This window comes from Ewingella allii, from assembly GCF_044430645.1.
Taxonomy (GTDB): domain Bacteria; phylum Pseudomonadota; class Gammaproteobacteria; order Enterobacterales; family Enterobacteriaceae; genus Ewingella; species Ewingella allii.
In genome coordinates, this window is record NZ_JAWUDN010000003.1 from 298033 (window position 1) to 316621 (window position 18589).

Here is an 18589-nt window from a genome sequence, read left to right on the forward strand (position 1 = left end):
TAACGCTATGACGCCAGACGATCGAATTTATGCTTACTCCGCCGTGCTGATGGGCTCCCCCATTCTGCTCAAGCTGTTTGAACATAATGAGAGTCTGGCGTCACGCGTTTTCCGGCTGATCAAACAGCAAGAGAACATCTTCACGGTCAATCGCCCGCACTCTGAAGTGATGGCGGTAAACCACGCGGCGGGCAGCCACCCGGTGGTGGTTAGCCCGCCGGTTTACGAGCTGATAAAACGCGCCAAGGCCGTGAGTTTGCTCGAAGACAGCCTGTTCAACTTCACTATCGGCCCTGTGGTAAAACGCTGGAAAATTGGCTTTAGCGGCCACAGCGTGCCCGCCGCCAGCGACCTGCAAAGCCTGCTCGCCCTGACCAACCCTAGTGACGTGGTACTCGATGACGCCGCGCGCTCCGTCTTCCTGCAATACGCCGGAATGGAAATCGATTTGGGGGCCATTGCTAAAGGCTATATCGCCGACGTGGTGAGGGATTTCCTGCTGGCCGAGCAGGTGCCGCACGGGCTGATTAACCTCGGCGGCAATGTCCAGACGCTGGGCGCCAGTGGGGAACAGGGGTGGGGGATTGGGCTGAAAAAGCCGTTTGCCGCCGAAGATGCGCTGCTGGGGGTGATCCATGTCAGCAACAAATCTGTGGTTACGTCGGGCATCTACGAACGTTATTTCGAGCTGGACGGCCGCCGCTACCACCATATTCTCGACCCGAAAACCGGGTATCCGCTGGATAACGAGTTACAGAGCGTGACGGTGATTTCTGAGGATTCCATCGACGGCGATATCTACACCACGCTGCTGTATGGCATGGGGGTAGAAAAAAGCCTCGAGTATCTGCAAGACCTTGCACATATCGAGGCGATTTTTGTCACTAAACAGCGGCAGATTGTCTGCTCGTCACAGCGCCAGTTTGGCTTCACGCTGCTGGATAATAGCTACCAGCTGCTGCGTTAATTCCCCAAATACTACTGGCAATACTGTTTTAGCAGGGCGTGATGATCTTCTTGCAGCCGATAGCGATAGACCGGCCTTCCCGTCACACCGTAGTGAATGCTGGTGAACAGGATATGGCTGTCAGCTAGCCAAATTAGGTACTTACGGCAGGAAACGCGCGAGATATTCACCGAGTGCGCCAGCTCGTCGGTGGAGAACTCGGTGTCAGGATGGGCGTCAATCCACTGGCACAGGGTGCGCAGGGTCTGCGGCGTTAAGCCCTTCGGCAGCTTTTTGTTGTCAGACGTGGTCTGCGGCTCGCCGTGTATCAGCCGATCCACGTCAGACTGCTCATAATACTGATGGTGATCCATCAGCGTTTTCTTCTGCTGCCAGTGGGTCAGCGCCTCTTCAAAACGCGGGAACTGGAAAGGCTTGATCAGGTAATCCACCACGCCGTAGTTCAGCGACTTCTTAATGGTGGCGGCATCGGCGGCGGAGGAGATCACAATCACGTCGATTGGCCGACCGGCATCGCGCAGTACGGGAAGCAAATCCAGCCCGTTCTCCTGCTGCATATAGACATCAAGCAAAATAAGGTCGATAGGATGTTGAGGATTCAACACCAGATCTTTGGCTTGTTGTAAGGTTGAGGCCACGCCAGTGCAGGTAAACCCTTCAATCTGAGTCACATAACAGCGGTTAAGCTCTGCAACCATGGCATCATCATCGACTATCAGCACATTGATCATGCCGGTTTCCTCTCACTATCCCACGGGAGTTGTACAAAAAATTGGGTGTATACGTCAGGTTCTGACTCAACGCTTATGCTTCCGCCAAGGTTCTCAATTTGCTGTTTCGCCAGGGATAACCCGACGCCGCGCTCTTCACCTTTCGACGAAAACCCTTTCTCAAAAATAGCATCAATATGCTCAGGCGGAATGCCGGGGCCGTCATCGCTGACCACGCCAGCGAGCCAGCCATTTTGGTAATGCAGCAACACGCTTATCTCTCCGTTCGGCTGCTGGCCCAGAGCGTCCAGAGCATTCTCAATCAAATTACCTAGCGCGGTGATCAGCGCCGCCACCTGATCTTCATTGGCATTGTCGGGCAGCAAGCTGTCATCGCTGAGCGTAAGCTGATGGTGCATATCCGTGGCGCGTTTCATCTTGCTTAACAAGAAACCGGCAATAACAGGTGATTTGATTTTTAACAGCAACGAGCCAATTTCTGTCTGATAGTTATTGGCCGTTTTGAGAATGTAATCCTCAAGCTGCGTGTAGCTCTTCATGTGCAGTAACCCGAGGATCACGTGCAGCTTGTTCATAAACTCGTGCGAGCGCTCACGCAGCGAATCGGCGTAGTTTACCATGCCGCTCAGGCGCTGCATCAACTGGCTGACTTCGGTCTTATCCCTGAAGGTACAGATAGCGCCGATAATCACCCCATTGCTGCGCACCGGCACGGTATTACTCAGCAATAAACGGCCTTTGACGTTGATCTCTTCATCCTGACGCGGCACCCCGGTCTGGAGCACGTCGTTAAGATTATGGATCAGTGGCTGGGAGCCGCCGATGTTCTCGACATTAATGGAAAACTCAGGGGCGGTTTCGCCAAACAGGTGGCGTGCCTCTTGATTAATCAGCGTCACCCGCGCGTCCTGGTCGACGGCAATCACCCCCTCTTTGATCGACTGTAACATCGCCTGGCGCTGTTCAAAAAGTGTCGATATTTCATAAGGTTCCAGCCCGAACAAGATGCGTTTGAGCATCTTCACTAAGGCGAAGGTCCCCAGCGCGCCGACCAGCGTACCAAACAGCACGGTCCACAAAATGCTCCAGCGGCTCTTATTGATTTGCTCGGTCACTTTGCTGAGGGAAATGCCAATCGCCACCACGCCAATTTGCTTATGCTGGTCATCATAAACTGGCGTGAACACCCGCAGCGCCTCCACCAACACTCCGTGATTGATCGCCACATTCTCTTTGCCCTGCAAGGCTGGATTGATGTCGTCACCAATAAAGCGGCGGCTAATCACCTCTTTATTCGGATGCGAGAAGCGAATGCCGCTCATGTTGGTCACCACCACGAACAGCAGGTCATTTCTCTTGCGCGCCGCGTCGGCAATCGGCTGAATGATGCCGCTGTCCGAAGGCTGAGTCAGCCCGCGCCTGATTTCCGGCAGGTCAGCCAGCGTGCGGGCCACCGCCAGCGCCTTCTCTTTCACGCCGTCGCGGGTGGTGTCGCTGACCTGAATAAGATAGAGCAGATGCACAACCAGCAGGACGGAGAGGATCACTGCGCCAATCATCAAAATGACCGACGTCATCAGTTTCATGGGGCGTTTGCGCGTGGCAAAAGGTTGTTTGGTGTCTCTCATTGAAGTCTCAAGGAAAAGTGTCGTTAACCATAGGGGGTAGCTTATGGTCCACGTTTGTCAGCCGAGAGTCTAGCTTGTTACTCTATTGCCGCAAACTGAACGCGAAGCTTTCTCGCCTGATGGCTAAACGATTATTTTTTGCTCAACTCCCGTGTCGAGGGCACGCAATTTATGTTAAAACGTTCGCTCTCAAAATTCGCACCCGCTCGACTCTCTCCACCAAAGGTTTCATGACATATGACAGATAATCTTCTCGAACGCATTTCGACAGCGTTAGAAGCAGAATATACGCTCGAAGGACTGGTTCGGCAGTTGCTGGAGATGCTCGAGCTGGTGACCAATATGGAGTCCACCTACCTGACTCGTATTGACGAAGATGGCGGGCAGCAGCACATTCTGTTTTCCCGCAATGGCAGCAATATGCATATCCCCGAGGGGCTGTCGGTGCCTTGGGGAGACACCCTGTGCAAGCGCGCGCTGGACGAAGGCCGCCGCTACACCTGCGACGTTGCCGGGATTTGGGGGGATTCAGAAGCCGCGAGGGCGCTGGGGATCACCACCTATGTCAGCACGCCGGTAACGCTGGCCGACGGCTCGCTGTACGGCACGCTGTGCGCCGCCAGCTCTGAACACCGCGAATTGTCCGAGCGCAGCGAGCAGGTGCTTCAGCTGTTCGCCAACCTGATTGCTCAACAGATCCAGAGCGAACAACTGTTGAAGAAATTACAGCTCGCCAACGACGCGCTGACCACCGCCAGCTATACCGATGAGCTGACCGGCTTGCCGAACCGCCGTTCGCTGTTCAACCAGCTGCCGACCCTGTTTTCTCAGGCCCACGCCACTTCGCGCTATGTGCTGATCGCCTTTGCCGATCTGGATGATTTTAAAGAGATCAATGACCTCCACGGCCATGAAGTGGGGGATGATTTTCTGGTGGCGGTGGGAGAGAGGCTGAAAGAGGGCGTGCGCGGCGATGAAGTGATGGCCCGCGTGGGCGGCGATGAGTTCGTGGTCGCGGGGGCCGGGCCGATGGAGTTTAGTGAAGCTCAACAGGCGGCGCAGGCTTTCAAAAAGCGCCTGTCCGAACTGCTGACCGGCGAGTATCAGCTGCAATCTTGTCTGATTGATTACGCCGGGCCGAGCATCGGCGCGGTGGCCATCAACCCAACGGACAGCACGCCGGACATGGCGCTGCGCGAAGCCGACGCCCAGATGTATGAAGAGAAAAACCGCCGCAGAAGATGGCGCGTGGTCTGACTTTTCCCTTTCTCCCGGCGAAATCCCCAAACCTCCCCAGTAAACGGGGAGGCATTGTTGATTCAATCAGTCGTTTTTCTTCTGGGGAATAAAGCCCGGCACGCCCGTCTCCACCACCGAGTTCAGGCGAATGCGGGTAGTTATCTCCTGCTTCATTCTGCTCAGCGCGCTCTCCGGCAGGGTCGAAATATCCCAGTTTTCTTCAATGTGGCTGCGGCGGGTAGACGTGGTCAGGAACGCCGTTCCGCGCTGCGCCGCCCAAGCCAAGGCCACCTGCGCCGGGGTTTTCTCCACCTGCTGGGCGATTGTGGTGATCACATTATCCTCCAACACTCGCGGCTCCATGCCGTGCCCCAGCGGGGCGAATGCCAGCAGGATAATGCCCTGCTGTTGGCAAAACTCCAGCAGCTCCCACTCGGGCAGATAAGGGTGGGACTCCACCTGCACCACCGCCGGTTTGATGCGCGCGTCGGCGACAATCTGTTTTAACGCGGGCAGGGTGATGTCGGACAAACCGATAGCCCGGCAGCGCCCGTCGTCCACCAGCTTCTCCATCGCCCGCCATGTCTCGAGTAAGGTCACGCCAGAGTCATAAATCACTTTCCCCTCGGCGTCGCGCGGGTCGAGATTGTCTCCCGGCTGGAAAGCAAATGGCGTGTGAATCAAAAAACAATCCACATAGTCCACCTGCAAACGGCGGCAGCTGGCCTCCAAAGCCGGGGCGACATATTCCGGGCGATGGTGGGTATTCCACAGCTTAGTGGTGACAAACAGCTGCTCGCGGCTAACCTTTCCAGAGGCTAATGCCTGCTGAAACGCCGCGCCAACCTGAGCTTCATTTTGGTAGCGCTCGGCGCAGTCGAAGTGGCGGAAACCGGCCTCCAGCGCCTCTGTTACTGCCTGCGTGGTGACGCTAAGATCCTTAAATAGCGTGCCAAACCCTGCCGCTGGCATCGCGCCGCTGCCGTGTTGAATCGGGAATCTTGTCTCGCGGAGCCTGTCTTGGGTACTCATATTCTGACCTCTTGGGTTCTATTTACGGGCTGGGTTTTCGTAACAGCAGCACCAGTGGACTCACCACCAGCATCACTACCATTAACGTTTTGAACTGGCCGATCAGGGCGATAAACGCCGCCTGGCCGGTGATGGCTTCATTGAGCGCCGCCAGCTGTGGCAGATTGTCGGCGGGGGTGCGAACAGCCGCGAAGTAATACGGCGTCAGGTGGCTGGCGAAAGCCAGGTGCAGCGCCTGCGTATGGGTGAAAAACAGCGCCTGCACCACGGCGACCCCCAGAGTGCTGCCATAGGTGCGGGCTAAATTAAACAGCCCGGCCCCTTCTGGGCGAAGCTGCGGGGCAAGGGTGCTAAAGGCGACATGGCTCAGAGCTGGCATTAACACCCCCAGCCCAAGGCCCTGAATCGCTCCGGCAATCGCCACCGGCGGCCAATCCATTAACGGCGAGTAATCCAGCATCGTGGCATTGGCATAAATCACCGTGGCGATTCCCGCCGCTACCGCTAGCCGACGGTCAATCCCCCTCGGCGCGCGGCTCATCAACACAAAGCCGCCGACAATGCCGATGCCGCGAGGAAGGGTCAGCAGGCCGGTCGTCATGGGCGGGTAGCCCAGCAGCTCGTCGAGCATCGGCGAAGTCAGCGCCATGGTCGGCAGCAGCACAAAACCAGCGGCGAAAAACAGCAGCGTGCACAAGACAAAATTGCGATCGCGAAACAGCGCTTTGCTGAGGAAATGGCTTGGTGAAGTCAGCACGTGCACCACCAACCAACAGAACCCAAGCAGCGCCGTGGCGGCTTCCAGCCAAATCTCTGGCGAGTCCCACCACTCCAGCCGTTCGCCGCGATCCAGCACCATTTGCAGGCCGATAATGGCGGCGGTAAAACTGATAAAGCCAAAGAAATCAAAGCGTGCGGGCTGCGCGGATTTTTTCTCCAGCAGATCCAGACTGGTCACTAAGGCGATAAACGGCACCAAGGGAATGCTGGTGAGAAACAGCGACGGCCAGCCAAAGTCGTCGGCCAGCCAGCCGCCAATCGCCGGGCCGCTGACAATGCCGAGCAGCACGATGGCGGTCCAGCTCGCTCCAAAATGGGGGCGCCGCTCCGGGGGCAGGGTTTCCAACGCAATCGCCATGGAAAGGGGCGCAACAATGCCGCTGGCCGCGCCCTGAACAATACGCGTGGCGATAAATCCCAAGGGGGTATTGGCCGTGGCCGCCAGCCATAGTCCGCAAGCAAAGGTGGCTAAGGCCGCTAGATAGGTCCTCTTCAAGCCAAAACGGCCCGCGAGCCACTGGGCAATCGGCAGGGTAATGCCGCTGGCAGCTAGATAAGAGGTGAAAATCCAGCCCGCCTGATCGTCCGCCATCGACAGGCCACCCTGAATAAAACGCAGTGCCGAGTTGGGGATGGACAGGTTCATCGCCTGAAGATAGGTCGCCAGCAGGGCGGCAAAACGCAGCGCGCGGCGACTCATTTTGCTATCAGCCCGCTTAAGGCTTGCCACCAACTATTCTTGCCGGTTTCCACTTGTACGCTGGCGCTGGTGCCGGAAAACAGTGGGATTTGCGTCGCTATCTCCTCCAGTTCCAGGCGCACCGGCACGCGCTGCACCACTTTGACCCAGTTACCCGTGGCATTTTCCGGCGGTAGCAGGGAAAAGTCAGACCCCGCTCCCGGACTCATGCTGACCACGCGGGCCTTAAAAGCCCGGTCAGGGTAGCTGTCGAGATGCACGGTTGCCGACTGCCCGGCGCGCATCTGGCTGATTTGGGTTTCGCGGAAATTGGCCTCAATCCACACGTGTTTCTTTGACAGCAGGGCAAAGGCCGGTGCGCCGCTGTTGATAAAGTTGCCGACCTGTAAGTCGTCAACCTTGGTGACAATGCCATCTTCTGGCGCACTGACGGTGGCGTAAGAGAGGTAAAGCTGGGCCTCGTCGAGCTGGCTCTGGGCCTCGCGCACCGCCGGGTGACTGTCGACGTGGATATTTGGATCGCCATTCAGGGACACCAGAATGTTCGCCACCTGCTGTTCAATGGAGGCGATGCGCTGGCGGGCGACTTTCAGGTCGGTATCGGCGCGCTCGTACATCGACTGCGACACAAACTGATTCGCCAATAAGGCTTTTTTACGGGCAAAATCCTTTTGCTCGAAATCGGCCTGCTCGCGGGCTGATTGCAGCTCCGCCAGCTGTTCGCGGTAGCTGGTTTTCAGCCCTTCAATCCGCAGGCGAGCCACGCTGAGCTGGGCCTGCGCCCGGTTTACTGCGATTTGTAATGGCTCTGGGTTTATCTGGAACAGCACCTGACCCTTGCGCACCGGCTCATTGTCCACCACGGCAATATTGACCACCTGCCCCGACACTCTGGCGTTAATGGCGGTTTTCGCCACTCGCGCATACGCGTTATCAGTGGAAACCGAATTTAGCGTTGCCAGAAAGTAGCCGCCGCCCACCAGCGTGAGCAGCACGGGCAATCCCACCAGCAGTATCGGGCGTGTAAAGTGGAGGCGTTGCAGGGTTTGAGTGGCAGTGTTATCAGCGGCTTGGGTCATGGTAACTATCACTTTTCTCAGAGTGCGTGGTGAAAACCTGGAGCGATTTCAGCTCAGACAGGCGCAGTTTTTATTTTTGTGCGACAATGTAAGAATATCGATCCGCTAACCGAATTCAAGGAATTTTGTACAACATGGCACAAAATAAAGCGAAGGAGTCAAAAGGCCGCGGGCGTCCTCGCGCCTATAACCCTGAGGAAGCCTTAGGGCAGGCGCTGGGCGTGTTTTGGAATACCGGCTTTTCAGCGGCGTCGCTGGACAGCATCGCCAGCGCGGCGGGCATGAATCGCCCAAGTTTGTATGCTGCATTTGGCGATAAGCACGCGCTCTACCTCAAGGCGTTGGGCCATTATTGGTCGCAGGCCGCCGCCGCCATGGACGCCGCGCTGGGCGATGACGGCCTCACGCTGCGGCAGGCGCTGGAACAGTTCTACCAAGGCCAACTGGAGATCTATTTCTCGGGCGAGGGACAGCCACGCGGCTGCTTTATGATTGGCACCGCCGCGACGGAAGCCATTGAAGATGCTGAGATTAAAGCTTTTCTACTCGAGGGGATGGGCAAGTTGGATGCTTTTCTTACCGGGCGGATTCAGGCCGCCATTGACACCGGAGAGCTAGGCCAAGAGGCCAGCGCCGCGACCTTAGCGATGCTGGCTTCATCGGTTTTACACAGTATTTCGATACGGGCGCGGGCCGGGCAATCTCGCGCAGAACTGACCGAGATTGCCGATGGCGCGGTGAAGATGATTTGCGGTTAGGAAGGCTTAAACCCGCCAGAACTTCTTCTTACTGGTTTTGCCGACCCCGGCGTTGAAACTGTTGGTTGGGTCAAGCTGGTGCATATGCCGCTCGTAGTCTGGCGAAGCGTGGTACTGGTTGCCGACATTGTGCTCGGCGGGGTATTTCGCCCCGCGCGTTTCGACATACTCCAGCACGCCGTGCTTGAAGGCAGTCGGGTCATAGCCGGGTTTGAGGATGTAATCCTGATGATTGACGAAACAGAAGAAGTGGCCGCAGCAGGACTCCAGCAGCACCTGCTGTTGTAAATGAGCCGGTAGTTTCAGCCGCCATTCGGGGTCGTTGGAGCGCAGCGCCACGTCGAACGCCACCAGACGCTGGTTGATATCCAGCCCCTTGCCTTCGCAATAGTAGACGGTACAGGCCCCGACGCCGAAGCGAATCAAAAACGCATTCTTCTCTTCGGCGCTGCTGCACTCAAAGAATTTACCCTGCCGGCTGGCAAAGAAACTCTGCAAAAGCTCTTTCAGCTCCGGCGCGTCTTTTTGCTCGGTTTTCAGCATCAGGTGATGCTCAAACTGGTGGTGGAAATCCATGATGCGCGGCTCCACGCCGTCTGCCGTGACGCGATTGTAAAGCTGGATCAGGCTGTCAAACGCGTGGTTTGGCAGGATCGGGATGGCGCGAACGATTTTATCAATCTGGTTTTTCTGCGCGAACATTTCAGGGATCTTTGCCGCGCCCTGTTTGCCAATGGCCTTATACACGTGTTTGGCATAGCGAATAGTTAAATCAAAGGCCTGACGATGAATGTATTCAGCCTGCAACGGCGAGGCTTTAAGGCTTTTTAGCAAGAAGCGGCGCAGCTCCACCAGCTCGGTTTCATCATTGGCGCCAATATAAAACGTCGTCGTGCCACGGCTGCTTTCAAAAGTCGGCAGGCGCACCGAGAACACCGCCAGCTTGCCGCTGGAACCGGCGCTTTCGTGCAGATACTCCGGGTTGCCGTTGTAGCGCGTGGGCTGGTCAGAATCGACATCGCGCAGCTTTTTCTCATAATCATCGGCCCAGATCCGCCCCTGCCAGTCCGCCGCGTCGCCGGTGGTGTATTTTTGGCTGACCAGATTGGCGAGGATCTCTTCGGGCGTTTCGCCCAGCTCAATGCCCAAATGGTTAATCAGCTGCAGCTGGCCCTGCTCATCAATGGCGGCATAGAGCGATTTTTCAGTGAAGGCAGGCCCACGGCGGATCAGCGAACCGCCAGAGTTATTGCAGATGCCGCCAATCACCGACGCCCCGATGCAGGAGGAGCCAATCACCGAGTGCGGCTCGCGTTGGTAAGGCTTCAGGGCATTTTCCAGCTCGGTGAGGGTCGTGCCGGGGAAGGCCAGCACCTGATTGGCATTATCCAGCAGGTGCAAACCGTTAATTTTGCGAGTGCTGATAATCACGATATCGCGGTCATAATCATTGCCGTCCGGGGTGGAACCGCCGGTGACGCCGGTGTTGGAGGCTTGCATCAAAATGATGACATCATGGGCGACGCAGACTTTCAGCAACTGCCACATCTCCATCAGTGAATTCGGCAGCGCGACGGCCAGCGCCTCGCCCTTGCCGACGCGAAAACCTTTGGTGTAGGGCACTTTGTCGTTGGGTTTGGTCAGCACGTGGCTATGCCCAACCACGTCTTTTAACTGGTTAATCAAAGGTGTATTCATAATGATAGGCTCCTTGCTGAGCATCCTCCCTAAGTGAACGATTTATCAACATACACCATGAAAAATGAAATGGGTGAAAGCGCCAATAAAAACAATGACCGCTTGTCCCTCACCCCGTGAGAACGGGCATAATTTGGGGCAACAGAGGGCGGCTAAATCCCGGTTTTTAGTGATCCTTTTCACAGATTAACTGCGCAATCACCCGATGAGGCGGGATGCCTCTTTCCAATCTTCCGCGAAGTGATAACCATCCCTAAAGAGGATGCGCCGAGGTGAGGGGAAAAGATGCAAAAAGAGATCGTGATTGTTCTGGACTGTGGAGCCACCAATATTCGCGCGATGGCCATCGATAGCCAAGGCAATGTGTTGGCCAGCGCCCATGAGCAAAATTTTACGCTGAACCCGGCAGAAAACCCGCTGTGGCACATTTGGCCGCTGGCGAGAATTATGCAAAGCCTCGAAAGCTGCTGCCAGTCGTTGGTGGCCAAGCTGCCCGACCATCCGGTTCGCGCTCTAACCGTCACGGCCTTTGGCGTCGACGGCGCGCTGGTAGACCGTCAGGGCGAGCTGCTTTACCCGGTGATCAGCTGGAAATGCCCGCGCACCGAAGCTGTGATGAATAACATCGAAAAATACCTTCCCGCCGCCGAACTCAAGGCTATTACTGGCATCGCGCCTTATAGCTTCAACACGCTGTATAAGCTGATTTGGCTGCGCGAAAATGCTCCAGACTTGCTCGACCGCGCCCACGCGTGGCTGTTTATGTCGTCGCTTATTAGCTTCCAGCTGACCGGCGAAATGACCACCGAAAGAACCATGGCGGGCACCAGCCAGCTGCTGGACGTCACTCAGGAAGTGTTCAGCGAGCGGCTGCTGAAACTGGTGGGCATCGACGCTTCGCTGTTCCCGCGCATGATTAATGCCGGAGATAAAATTGGCGAATTGCAGCCGCAGATAGCGGCGCGGCTGGGTTTGACGCCGGGCATTCCGGTGATTTCCACCGGCCACGACACCCAATTCGCCCTTTACGGCTCGGGCGTAGGCATCAATCAGCCGGTGCTGTCGTCCGGTACCTGGGAGATTCTGATGGTGCGATCGGCCAGCATCAATACGGATCTGCTGCAATCTCACCACGCGGCGACCTGTGAGCTGGACAGCGCCCGTGGCTACTTTAACCCCGGTTGCCAATATCTGGCTTCCGGCGTGCTGGAGTGGATCCGCAAACTCTATTGGCCTGAGGTGCCCGCGCCGCAGGTTTATGAACAGATGCTGCTGGAGGCCGGGCGTATTCCGGCGGGGAGTGAAGGGGTGACCATGCGCAGCGACCTGATGGGTGATAAGCAGGCCGGGTGGCAGGGCGTCACGCTTTCCACCCAGCGCGGCCATCTCTATCGCTCGGCGTTGGAGGCGCTGTCTGTGCGCCTGCGCGAGCAGTTGGCGATGCTGGAGCAGGTGGCCGGATTTAACACTCAGGAGCTGGTCTTAGTCGGCGGTGGCAGCCGCAATGCCCTGTGGAATCAGATAAAGGCTGATACTTTGCAACTGCCGGTGAAGGTGCTGGCAAAGGCGGAAACCACGGTGTCGGGCGCGGCGATGTTTGCCTGGGCGGGAATTGGTGTTTATGGCTCAGCCGACGAGGCGCGGCAGCAGGTCAGCTTCGATTACGATACCTATTATCCCCGTTAAATTATTGGCGGATAACCGTCGTCACGGCCGAAACCTGGCCGATAATCACCTCACCGCTGCGCTCAATTTTGCTGGAATCCACCAGCAAAATGCTTTGCAGGCTCTTCTTCAGCATAAATTTTTTAAACAGCGTGTTGCCGTTATCCGTGTCCCAGATATTGCCGTCGGCATCCACGCCGTCGCAGGAGAAAATGAATAAATCGATGTCGATGTTGCGCACCATGTGCAGCGGCGAATCATTAATATAACTGGCGTATTTCCTGTCCAGCGTGCCGCCAGAGCATAAAATCTCAATCTGCGCTTTTTTCTCTAACTCGTGGCAAATTCGGTAGCTGTTGGTGTACACCGTCAGCGGCTGGTCGCGCAGTTTCTTCGCCAAGTGCCAGCAGGTTGAACTGGCATCCAACGCGATGCACATCCCCGGCGTTATCCACTCAATAGCCTTATCCGCCAGTAGGCTTTTGCGCTGGGCGTGGCTTTTCGAGCGTGATTCAAAGGCCACGCTGGGGTCGTCGAAGGGGCGTTTCAGGCTTTTCGCTTTGCCATATTCCCTCACCAGCAGGCCTTTGAGTTGCAGATATTTGAGATCCCGGCGTAGCGTCTCTTTGCTGACATTCAGTGACTCAGCGAGATCATTGACCCGCAGAGAGGCATTGCCTTTGAGTAAGGCAACAATTTCATCCAGCCGTGCCTGCTTATTCATCTTCACTGCAAACCCTTATTCGACATTCGGCGGCTCAATAAATGGCACTTTTCGGCCCGCCAAGTCAAGGATGCGCTAACTGCCCGTTTGCCGCAAAGGCGCTGAAAACGGGCGCTGGAGAGGTTTTCCGGCGTGGGTGAAATCGCGCTTTTTTCAGCGATATTTTGAAGACGGTCACACATCCACGCGGCCAACTGTTGCCAGCCGGCATCGCACCAGAAGATAGGCGCAACGTCACCACACCGCAGTTTGCCGCGCCGAGGAAATCACCATGGAAAGAAACGTTATTGCACGCCAGATAATCGACACCTGTCTGGAAATGAGCCGCATGGGCCTGAACCAAGGCACATCCGGGAATATCAGCGTTCGCTTTGGTGACGGGATGCTCATCACCCCGACCAGCGTGCCTTATGAGCAGTTGAGCGAAGATGACATCGTGTTTGTCGATGGTCAGGGCAATGCCGAAGCGGGTAAAACCCCCTCCAGCGAATGGCGTTTCCATCTGGCGATTCTGCAAGCCAAGCCGGCGGAAAACGTGGTGTTGCATAACCACGCGGTACACGCCACGGCGGTGGCGATTCTGAATAGAGAGATCCCGGCGATCCACTACATGGTGGCAGCGGCGGGTGGCAAAAAGATCCCCTGCGCGGGGTATGCGACCTATGGCACTCAGGCGCTGTCGGACCATGCGGTGACGGCGTTGACCGGCTATAAAGCCACGCTGTTGCAGCATCACGGCATGATAACCTGCGGGAAAACCTTAGAAAAAGCGCTGTGGCTGGCGCAAGAGGTGGAGGTGCTGGCGAGGCTCTATCTGCTGACGCTGGCCGTCACGCCGGAAGTGCCGTTGCTGAGTGATGAAGCCATTGATGAAGTGCTGCGCAAATTCCACGGATATGGCCTGAGTGACGTGGCCTAAACAGCCATAAAAAAGGGCACGCGAGGTGCCCTTTTCCACTATCGGCCGTTATTACAACACCTTACTCAAGAACGACTTGGTGCGCGGATTGGTTGGATTGGTAAACAACTGCTCCGGCGTGCCTTGCTCTTGGATCACGCCCTGATCGATAAACACCACGCGGTCGGCCACTTCGCGAGCAAAGCCCATTTCGTGGGTAACGATCACCATCGTCATGCCTTCCAGCGCCAGCTGTTTCATCACCGCCAGCACTTCGCCAACCAACTCCGGGTCCAGCGCCGAAGTCGGCTCATCAAACAGAATCAACGCCGGTTCCATCGCCAGTGCGCGAGCAATCGCCACGCGCTGCTGCTGGCCACCGGACAGGCTGGAAGGCCAGGCGTCGATTTTGTCGATCAGTCCCACCTTTTGCAGCAACTTTTCAGCGCGCGACACGGCTTCGGCTTTCGACAACCCTTTCAAAGACATAGGCGCCATGATCAGATTTTCCAGCACCGTCATGTGCGGGAACAGGTTGAAGCGCTGGAACACCATGCCCACGCCGGAACGCAGCGTGTTCAGGTTGGTTTTCGGGTCGTGCACCGCAAAACCGTTGACCACTACTTCGCCGCCGTTTGGCTTCTCCAGCGCGTTTAAGCAGCGCAGGAAGGTACTTTTGCCAGAGCCTGACGGGCCAATCACGCAGACCACTTCCTGCTCCGCGATATCGCAAGAGATGCCGCGCAAGACGTGAGTTTCGCCAAACTGCTTCTGTAAATCCTTAACGTGAATCACTTTTGCCGAACCTCTTTTCCATGTGTTGAACCAGCAGCGACAGCAGGAACGTCAGTACCCAATAGACTAAGGAGATAGTCAGGTAGGGTTCCCAATAGGTGGCATAAGCGCCGGAAACGGTACGCGCGGCGTAGGCCAGGTCGGCCAGCCCGATAGCCGAGGCCAGCGAGGAATCTTTAACGATGGCGATGGCGTTGTTGCCCAGTGGCGGCAGAATGCGGCGAAACGCCTGCGGCAAAATCACTTTGCGCATGGTTTTGCCCCAGCCCATGCCGAGCGCGCGGGACGCTTCCATCTGGCCGTTGTCTATTGACTGAATACCGGCGCGGAAAATCTCCGACACGTAGGCACCGGCGTTCAGGGTGATCGCCACCACGCAGGAGAGGAACGCGCCGTAATCCGAACGCAGAGAGCGAGCGAAGTCCGAGGACATCAGGCCGTTGGCGACTAAAATGCCGTCACGCGGGTTAATAAATAATGGCACCAGTGCGAAGTGCACCACCATGATTTGCACAAACAGCGGCGTACCGCGGAAGGCGCTGACGTAAACGCGCACCGGCCACTGGACCGCGAAGCGCAAAATGAGTTTCCACGGACCATCATCAGCGCGGGCCATGCGACCCAGACCCAATAACAGCCCCCAGGTGGTGCCCAAAATAACGCAAATAATGGTGCATTTGATGGTCATCAACGCGCCCTGAACAAACAGCGGGGCGTATTCGGAGATGATCTCCCAACGAAATCCGGTCATGCTTTTCCTTGATTGGGGGCCGAGCTGGCCCCCATTTTATGCGTAATTACTTAGTTGGCAGGGTTGGTACGTTGTTATCGAACCAGTTGGCGTAAATCTTGGCGTAGGTACCGTCAGCAATAATGGTTTTCAGACCGGCGTTGATTTTGCCCAGCAGCTCGGTGTTACCTTTCGCCACCGCGATGCCGAAGTATTGACGCTGGAATTTGCTGTCCGGAACCAGCTTCAGCGCTTTCTCAGGATGGGATTTGATGTAGTACTTCACCACGCCCACGTCGCCAACCGCCGCGCCGATACCGTCTTCAGACAGCTCTTGCAGCATCAGCGGGGTGTTGTCGAAACGTTTGATATCCGTGCTGTTTTTGCCCAGCTCGTCAGAAACCACGATGTCGCCGGTGCTGGAGTTAACCACGCCCACTTTCTGGCCTTTCAAGGCCGCGACGGAGTCTACTTTTGAATCCGCTGGCACCACAATGGACTGCTCGGCCGGGAAGTAAGGAGTAGAAAAATCAACCATTTGCTGACGTTTGTCAGTGATAGTGATACCGGAAATGATGATGTCGCGGTCGCCAGAGTTCAGCGTCGCGAAGATCCCTTCCCACGGCGTGTTAACCAGTTTAACGTTGAAGTTCTCAGCCTTGGCGATGGCTTTAATGATATCAATATCAAAACCTTCCAGCTCTTTCTGGTTGTTTTCATATTCGAACGGACGGTATGTACCACCAGAGCCAACCACGTAGGTTTGCTGTGCCGCGAAAGCAGAAGTGGCGAGAGAGGAAAGCAGGCACCCGGCGAGAATAAAGGACTTAAACATGGTAACTCCTGTTGTGTTTGTTGTTTTATGCACTTAACTTGCATAAAAATACATAAATTGACGAATAGCTTCAACTAAAAACAACGGAGTTTTGTGTATTACATGGCGGGCAAGCGAGGTGGATTAAGGGTTCCAGCACCAATGCCAGGGTTCGTAAATGAAGCCCCAAGGGTTATTCGGCGGGAAGGAGAGGGTGAAACCAAAACGCGCCGCGTTGCCGCTAAGCCAGCGGAAAGCCTCGGTTTCGCCGAAAACGCCGGTGACTTCATCACAATCGGGGGTATTGATGTCCACCGCACGGCCTGTGTGGTGTTCGCTACAACCGGGAGGGGCCAGCGAGCTGAAAATCTTCTCGGGCGAAAGCCCGGCTTGCAGCTTCTGCTGAATCAGCCCGGATTGATAAGCCACATCGCGCCATGCCGAAATCAGCACAATCTCCACGCCATCCTGCTCGGCGGCGCGCTTCATCGTCAGCCAGGCATCGGCAGCGGGGGCCGTCAGCCGATGGGCTTTGCCGGTTTGGTCCGTCTCGGCAATGACCAGCAGGCTGGGATCGATATCCTCGAAAAACGGCAACGCGCGGTGAGCAATCACCTGTGGGTCAATGCCCAACGCACGTAAGGCCTGTTCGGTGGTCGCAGCCAGTGGGCGGCTCATTCTTCAGCCTTGCCCAGACGGTTCATAGCCAGGGCCATAGCCCGGCCGCTGCTACGCATGTTCTGCTGATAATGGGTGGCGGCGCTGACGAAGGCGGCTAACAGCTGCTGGTCCTGCTCATGCTGCTGATATTCAGGATGCCACTGCACGCCAAGGCAAAAATCGTAGCCTTCGCACTCAATCCCTTCGATCACCCCGTCCGGCGCGACGGCGTTGACGCGGCAACCTTCGCCGACGCTTTTCACCGCCTGATGGTGGGAGCTGTTGACCTCATAACGAGCAGCCTTCACGCAGCGAGCAAGCAGGGTATCAGCCACAATGTCGACCGGATGGCGGGCGCGCTTTTTGCCGCCAGCGTTCTCGGTATCGACCGTGGTGCTGTGCTCGAGGGCGTCAGGCAGGGCGTCGGGAATGTGCTGATGCAGGGTGCCGCCGGTCAATACCGCCAGCAGCTGTTGCCCACCGCAAATACCCAGCAAGGGCATATTGCGGCGCATTGCCCCTTGGATAATGGCGATTTCGAACTCGGTTCTGGCAGGTTTCAGGCGAATCTGGTCGCTCGACTGCTGCTCGTTAAACAGCGCGGGGGAAACATCAAACGCGCCGCCCGTGACCACGATGGCGTCGCAGAGCGACAAATACTCTTCAGCCAACTCGCCGTGATGGGGAAGCGCCAGCGGCACCGCGCCGAGCGAAGCCAGACTCGTCATATAATTTTGCCGTAACGCATACCATGGAAAATCGGCATAGCCGCCAGCCTCTTCACTATCAAGTGTCACACCAATAACCGGTTTAGAGGGAAAATTCGCGCTCATAGCTCTCCGCCGAGTTCTGTTATTAACTCAAATTAGAATGATGAGAAAAACACTTTCCTTCAACATATCAACAGGGCGGCGAGTGAAACAATACAAATTATCAATGTTTTTGTTATTTGATATTAGGTTCTGTAATGTGTTCGTTACGGTGACTGGAAAGGTTGGTTTAGAGTGGGGAAGTGGCGTGCGTGCCAACTTTACTGCTCCCACGGCGCTGGGGTATTCAGTAAAGTATGCAGACGATCATTGCTCAGGGCTGGTTTTTCAATACGAGTGACCAATTCGGTGTAAGTCTCTGGACTAACCGTTATCACTCCTTGATCCAGCAATATAGCTTGTGCGCTTTGCTCGGGTTCTAGTTTCATTTTCTAACCCTCTGAAAGGTGGGAGTTATTAATTTGGCGCCAGATAGCGCCAGCATTGCGAGTTTCAGATTGCATACTCATATTTCTTCAACACCAACTGGGTGCCTTCATTCAGCAGATCATTAATCGAATGACCTGTAGCCTGTGAAGCAATAACCAGCGCTTCATGGTAGGCCGGAGACAGTCGGGTGGTGACTTTGCCACTGAAGGATTTAAACGGATTTATCTCTTTCTCTTTGCAGACGTCGAAAAACACCTTCAGGGAAATAGCCCCTTCTTTCTTCAGCTGCTCAACACTGTCGGCATAAAAATCGGCACCGCCGTTAAGGTTTAAAAACTCGCCGCGAAACATTTCAATGTCAGGATCAAAAGTGATGACAGCCGTGACTCCGTCAATTTTAAGGGTATTGCGCATCATGGTTTAAACCCTAATTTTTGGCATGATTTTCATACAATGATGATACCAAAAAATGACACTACGACAAGCTATTTT

General features: G+C 55.9%; 19 protein-coding genes. 5 read left to right on the forward strand and 14 right to left on the reverse strand.

From position 1 onward, the window contains the following. Window positions 1–7 precede the first annotated feature (7 nt). The gene (locus tag SBO83_RS10205; RefSeq protein ID WP_396131421.1) at window positions 8–967 is read left to right on the forward strand and encodes an FAD:protein FMN transferase; all 960 of its coding nucleotides are present in this window, start codon (window positions 8–10) and stop codon (window positions 965–967) included. Window positions 968–978: 11 nt separating this feature from the next. On the opposite strand, the gene dcuR is transcribed toward SBO83_RS10205, so the two are convergent. Both dcuR and SBO83_RS10215 read right to left on the reverse strand, forming a co-directional pair. After that, complete coding sequence (gene dcuR, locus SBO83_RS10210; RefSeq protein ID WP_353503315.1) at window positions 979–1698, reverse strand: two-component system response regulator DcuR; 720 nt, start codon at window positions 1696–1698, stop codon at window positions 979–981. Further along, window positions 1695–3326: a sensor histidine kinase gene (locus SBO83_RS10215; RefSeq protein WP_396131422.1), complete on the reverse strand. Its 1632-nt coding sequence runs from the start codon at window positions 3324–3326 to the stop codon at window positions 1695–1697. Before SBO83_RS10215 ends, dcuR begins: the two co-directional genes overlap by 4 nt. 237 nt (window positions 3327–3563) lie before the next feature. Here SBO83_RS10215 and SBO83_RS10220 point away from each other — a divergent pair, with 237 nt between their 5' ends. After that, window positions 3564–4583 (forward strand): sensor domain-containing diguanylate cyclase, encoded by a 1020-nt coding sequence (locus SBO83_RS10220; RefSeq protein WP_396131423.1) that lies wholly within the window; start codon window positions 3564–3566, stop codon window positions 4581–4583. A gap of 66 nt (window positions 4584–4649) precedes the next feature. On the opposite strand, the gene SBO83_RS10225 is transcribed toward SBO83_RS10220, so the two are convergent. Genes SBO83_RS10225 through SBO83_RS10235 form a run of 3 tightly spaced genes read right to left on the reverse strand, consistent with a single transcriptional unit; the run spans window position 4650 to window position 8156 of the window. Further along, a complete protein-coding gene (locus SBO83_RS10225; protein WP_396131424.1) occupies window positions 4650–5597 on the reverse strand; it encodes an aldo/keto reductase in 948 nt (315 codons plus the stop codon). A 22-nt stretch (window positions 5598–5619) separates the two neighbouring features. Continuing rightward, window positions 5620–7077 carry a DHA2 family efflux MFS transporter permease subunit gene (locus SBO83_RS10230; RefSeq protein WP_396131425.1) on the reverse strand — a complete coding sequence of 486 codons (1458 nt, stop codon included), beginning with the start codon at window positions 7075–7077 and terminating at the stop codon, window positions 5620–5622. After that, the gene (locus SBO83_RS10235; RefSeq protein WP_396131426.1) at window positions 7074–8156 is read right to left on the reverse strand and encodes an HlyD family efflux transporter periplasmic adaptor subunit; all 1083 of its coding nucleotides are present in this window, start codon (window positions 8154–8156) and stop codon (window positions 7074–7076) included. The genes SBO83_RS10230 and SBO83_RS10235 overlap by 4 nt, the downstream gene beginning before the upstream one ends. Before the next feature lie 134 nt (window positions 8157–8290). Here SBO83_RS10235 and SBO83_RS10240 point away from each other — a divergent pair, with 134 nt between their 5' ends. Further along, window positions 8291–8914 (forward strand): TetR family transcriptional regulator, encoded by a 624-nt coding sequence (locus SBO83_RS10240; protein ID WP_396131427.1) that lies wholly within the window; start codon window positions 8291–8293, stop codon window positions 8912–8914. Window positions 8915–8920: 6 nt separating this feature from the next. Here the strand turns inward: SBO83_RS10240 and dld are convergent, their stop codons facing one another. After that, complete coding sequence (dld, locus tag SBO83_RS10245; RefSeq protein WP_396131428.1) at window positions 8921–10612, reverse strand: D-lactate dehydrogenase; 1692 nt, start codon at window positions 10610–10612, stop codon at window positions 8921–8923. A 285-nt stretch (window positions 10613–10897) separates the two neighbouring features. On the opposite strand from dld, the gene fucK reads away from it, so the two are divergent. Then, on the forward strand, window positions 10898–12298 hold the full coding sequence (fucK, locus tag SBO83_RS10250; protein WP_396131429.1) for an L-fuculokinase: 1401 nt from the start codon (window positions 10898–10900) through the stop codon (window positions 12296–12298). Window position 12299: 1 nt separating this feature from the next. On the opposite strand, the gene fucR is transcribed toward fucK, so the two are convergent. Beyond that, window positions 12300–13001, reverse strand: a complete 702-nt coding sequence (gene fucR, locus SBO83_RS10255) for an L-fucose operon activator (protein ID WP_396131430.1) — start codon at window positions 12999–13001, stop codon at window positions 12300–12302. 271 nt (window positions 13002–13272) lie between these two features. Between fucR and SBO83_RS10260 the strand changes: the two genes are divergently transcribed. After that, window positions 13273–13920, forward strand: coding sequence for an L-fuculose-phosphate aldolase (locus SBO83_RS10260; protein WP_396131431.1), 648 nt, complete (start codon window positions 13273–13275; stop codon window positions 13918–13920). 51 nt (window positions 13921–13971) lie between these two features. Here the strand turns inward: SBO83_RS10260 and SBO83_RS10265 are convergent, their stop codons facing one another. The 7 genes from SBO83_RS10265 to SBO83_RS10295 form a co-directional block, all read right to left on the reverse strand. Continuing rightward, window positions 13972–14694 carry an amino acid ABC transporter ATP-binding protein gene (locus tag SBO83_RS10265; RefSeq protein ID WP_353503303.1) on the reverse strand — a complete coding sequence of 241 codons (723 nt, stop codon included), beginning with the start codon at window positions 14692–14694 and terminating at the stop codon, window positions 13972–13974. After that, window positions 14681–15445: an amino acid ABC transporter permease gene (locus tag SBO83_RS10270; RefSeq protein WP_100936893.1), complete on the reverse strand. Its 765-nt coding sequence runs from the start codon at window positions 15443–15445 to the stop codon at window positions 14681–14683. Before SBO83_RS10270 ends, SBO83_RS10265 begins: the two co-directional genes overlap by 14 nt. Before the next feature lie 46 nt (window positions 15446–15491). Beyond that, window positions 15492–16259: a basic amino acid ABC transporter substrate-binding protein gene (locus SBO83_RS10275; protein ID WP_396131432.1), complete on the reverse strand. Its 768-nt coding sequence runs from the start codon at window positions 16257–16259 to the stop codon at window positions 15492–15494. Window positions 16260–16382: 123 nt separating this feature from the next. Further along, entirely contained in the window at window positions 16383–16916 is a 534-nt protein-coding gene (locus tag SBO83_RS10280; RefSeq protein ID WP_396131433.1) for a D-alanyl-D-alanine carboxypeptidase family protein, read from the reverse strand. Continuing rightward, window positions 16913–17731, reverse strand: coding sequence for a gamma-glutamyl-gamma-aminobutyrate hydrolase family protein (locus tag SBO83_RS10285; RefSeq protein WP_396131434.1), 819 nt, complete (start codon window positions 17729–17731; stop codon window positions 16913–16915). The genes SBO83_RS10280 and SBO83_RS10285 overlap by 4 nt, the downstream gene beginning before the upstream one ends. Before the next feature lie 197 nt (window positions 17732–17928). Next, window positions 17929–18096, reverse strand: a complete 168-nt coding sequence (locus SBO83_RS10290) for a type II toxin -antitoxin system TacA 1-like antitoxin (RefSeq protein WP_396131435.1) — start codon at window positions 18094–18096, stop codon at window positions 17929–17931. Window positions 18097–18160: 64 nt separating this feature from the next. Beyond that, window positions 18161–18514, reverse strand: a complete 354-nt coding sequence (locus SBO83_RS10295) for a toxin-antitoxin system HicB family antitoxin (protein WP_396131436.1) — start codon at window positions 18512–18514, stop codon at window positions 18161–18163. Window positions 18515–18589 lie beyond the last annotated feature (75 nt).

Coding starts and splice junctions, on each gene's coding strand:
- SBO83_RS10205 (WP_396131421.1), top strand. CDS start 8: ATGACGCCAGACGATCGAATTTATGCTTACTCCGCCGTGCTGATGGGC.
- dcuR (WP_353503315.1), bottom strand. CDS start 1,698: ATGATCAATGTGCTGATAGTCGATGATGATGCCATGGTTGCAGAGCTT.
- SBO83_RS10215 (WP_396131422.1), bottom strand. CDS start 3,326: ATGAGAGACACCAAACAACCTTTTGCCACGCGCAAACGCCCCATGAAA.
- SBO83_RS10220 (WP_396131423.1), top strand. CDS start 3,564: ATGACAGATAATCTTCTCGAACGCATTTCGACAGCGTTAGAAGCAGAA.
- SBO83_RS10225 (WP_396131424.1), bottom strand. CDS start 5,597: ATGAGTACCCAAGACAGGCTCCGCGAGACAAGATTCCCGATTCAACAC.
- SBO83_RS10230 (WP_396131425.1), bottom strand. CDS start 7,077: ATGAGTCGCCGCGCGCTGCGTTTTGCCGCCCTGCTGGCGACCTATCTT.
- SBO83_RS10235 (WP_396131426.1), bottom strand. CDS start 8,156: ATGACCCAAGCCGCTGATAACACTGCCACTCAAACCCTGCAACGCCTC.
- SBO83_RS10240 (WP_396131427.1), top strand. CDS start 8,291: ATGGCACAAAATAAAGCGAAGGAGTCAAAAGGCCGCGGGCGTCCTCGC.
- dld (WP_396131428.1), bottom strand. CDS start 10,612: ATGAATACACCTTTGATTAACCAGTTAAAAGACGTGGTTGGGCATAGC.
- fucK (WP_396131429.1), top strand. CDS start 10,898: ATGCAAAAAGAGATCGTGATTGTTCTGGACTGTGGAGCCACCAATATT.
- fucR (WP_396131430.1), bottom strand. CDS start 13,001: ATGAATAAGCAGGCACGGCTGGATGAAATTGTTGCCTTACTCAAAGGC.
- SBO83_RS10260 (WP_396131431.1), top strand. CDS start 13,273: ATGGAAAGAAACGTTATTGCACGCCAGATAATCGACACCTGTCTGGAA.
- SBO83_RS10270 (WP_100936893.1), bottom strand. CDS start 15,445: ATGACCGGATTTCGTTGGGAGATCATCTCCGAATACGCCCCGCTGTTT.
- SBO83_RS10275 (WP_396131432.1), bottom strand. CDS start 16,259: ATGTTTAAGTCCTTTATTCTCGCCGGGTGCCTGCTTTCCTCTCTCGCC.
- SBO83_RS10280 (WP_396131433.1), bottom strand. CDS start 16,916: ATGAGCCGCCCACTGGCTGCGACCACCGAACAGGCCTTACGTGCGTTG.
- SBO83_RS10285 (WP_396131434.1), bottom strand. CDS start 17,731: ATGAGCGCGAATTTTCCCTCTAAACCGGTTATTGGTGTGACACTTGAT.
- SBO83_RS10290 (WP_396131435.1), bottom strand. CDS start 18,096: ATGAAACTAGAACCCGAGCAAAGCGCACAAGCTATATTGCTGGATCAA.
- SBO83_RS10295 (WP_396131436.1), bottom strand. CDS start 18,514: ATGATGCGCAATACCCTTAAAATTGACGGAGTCACGGCTGTCATCACT.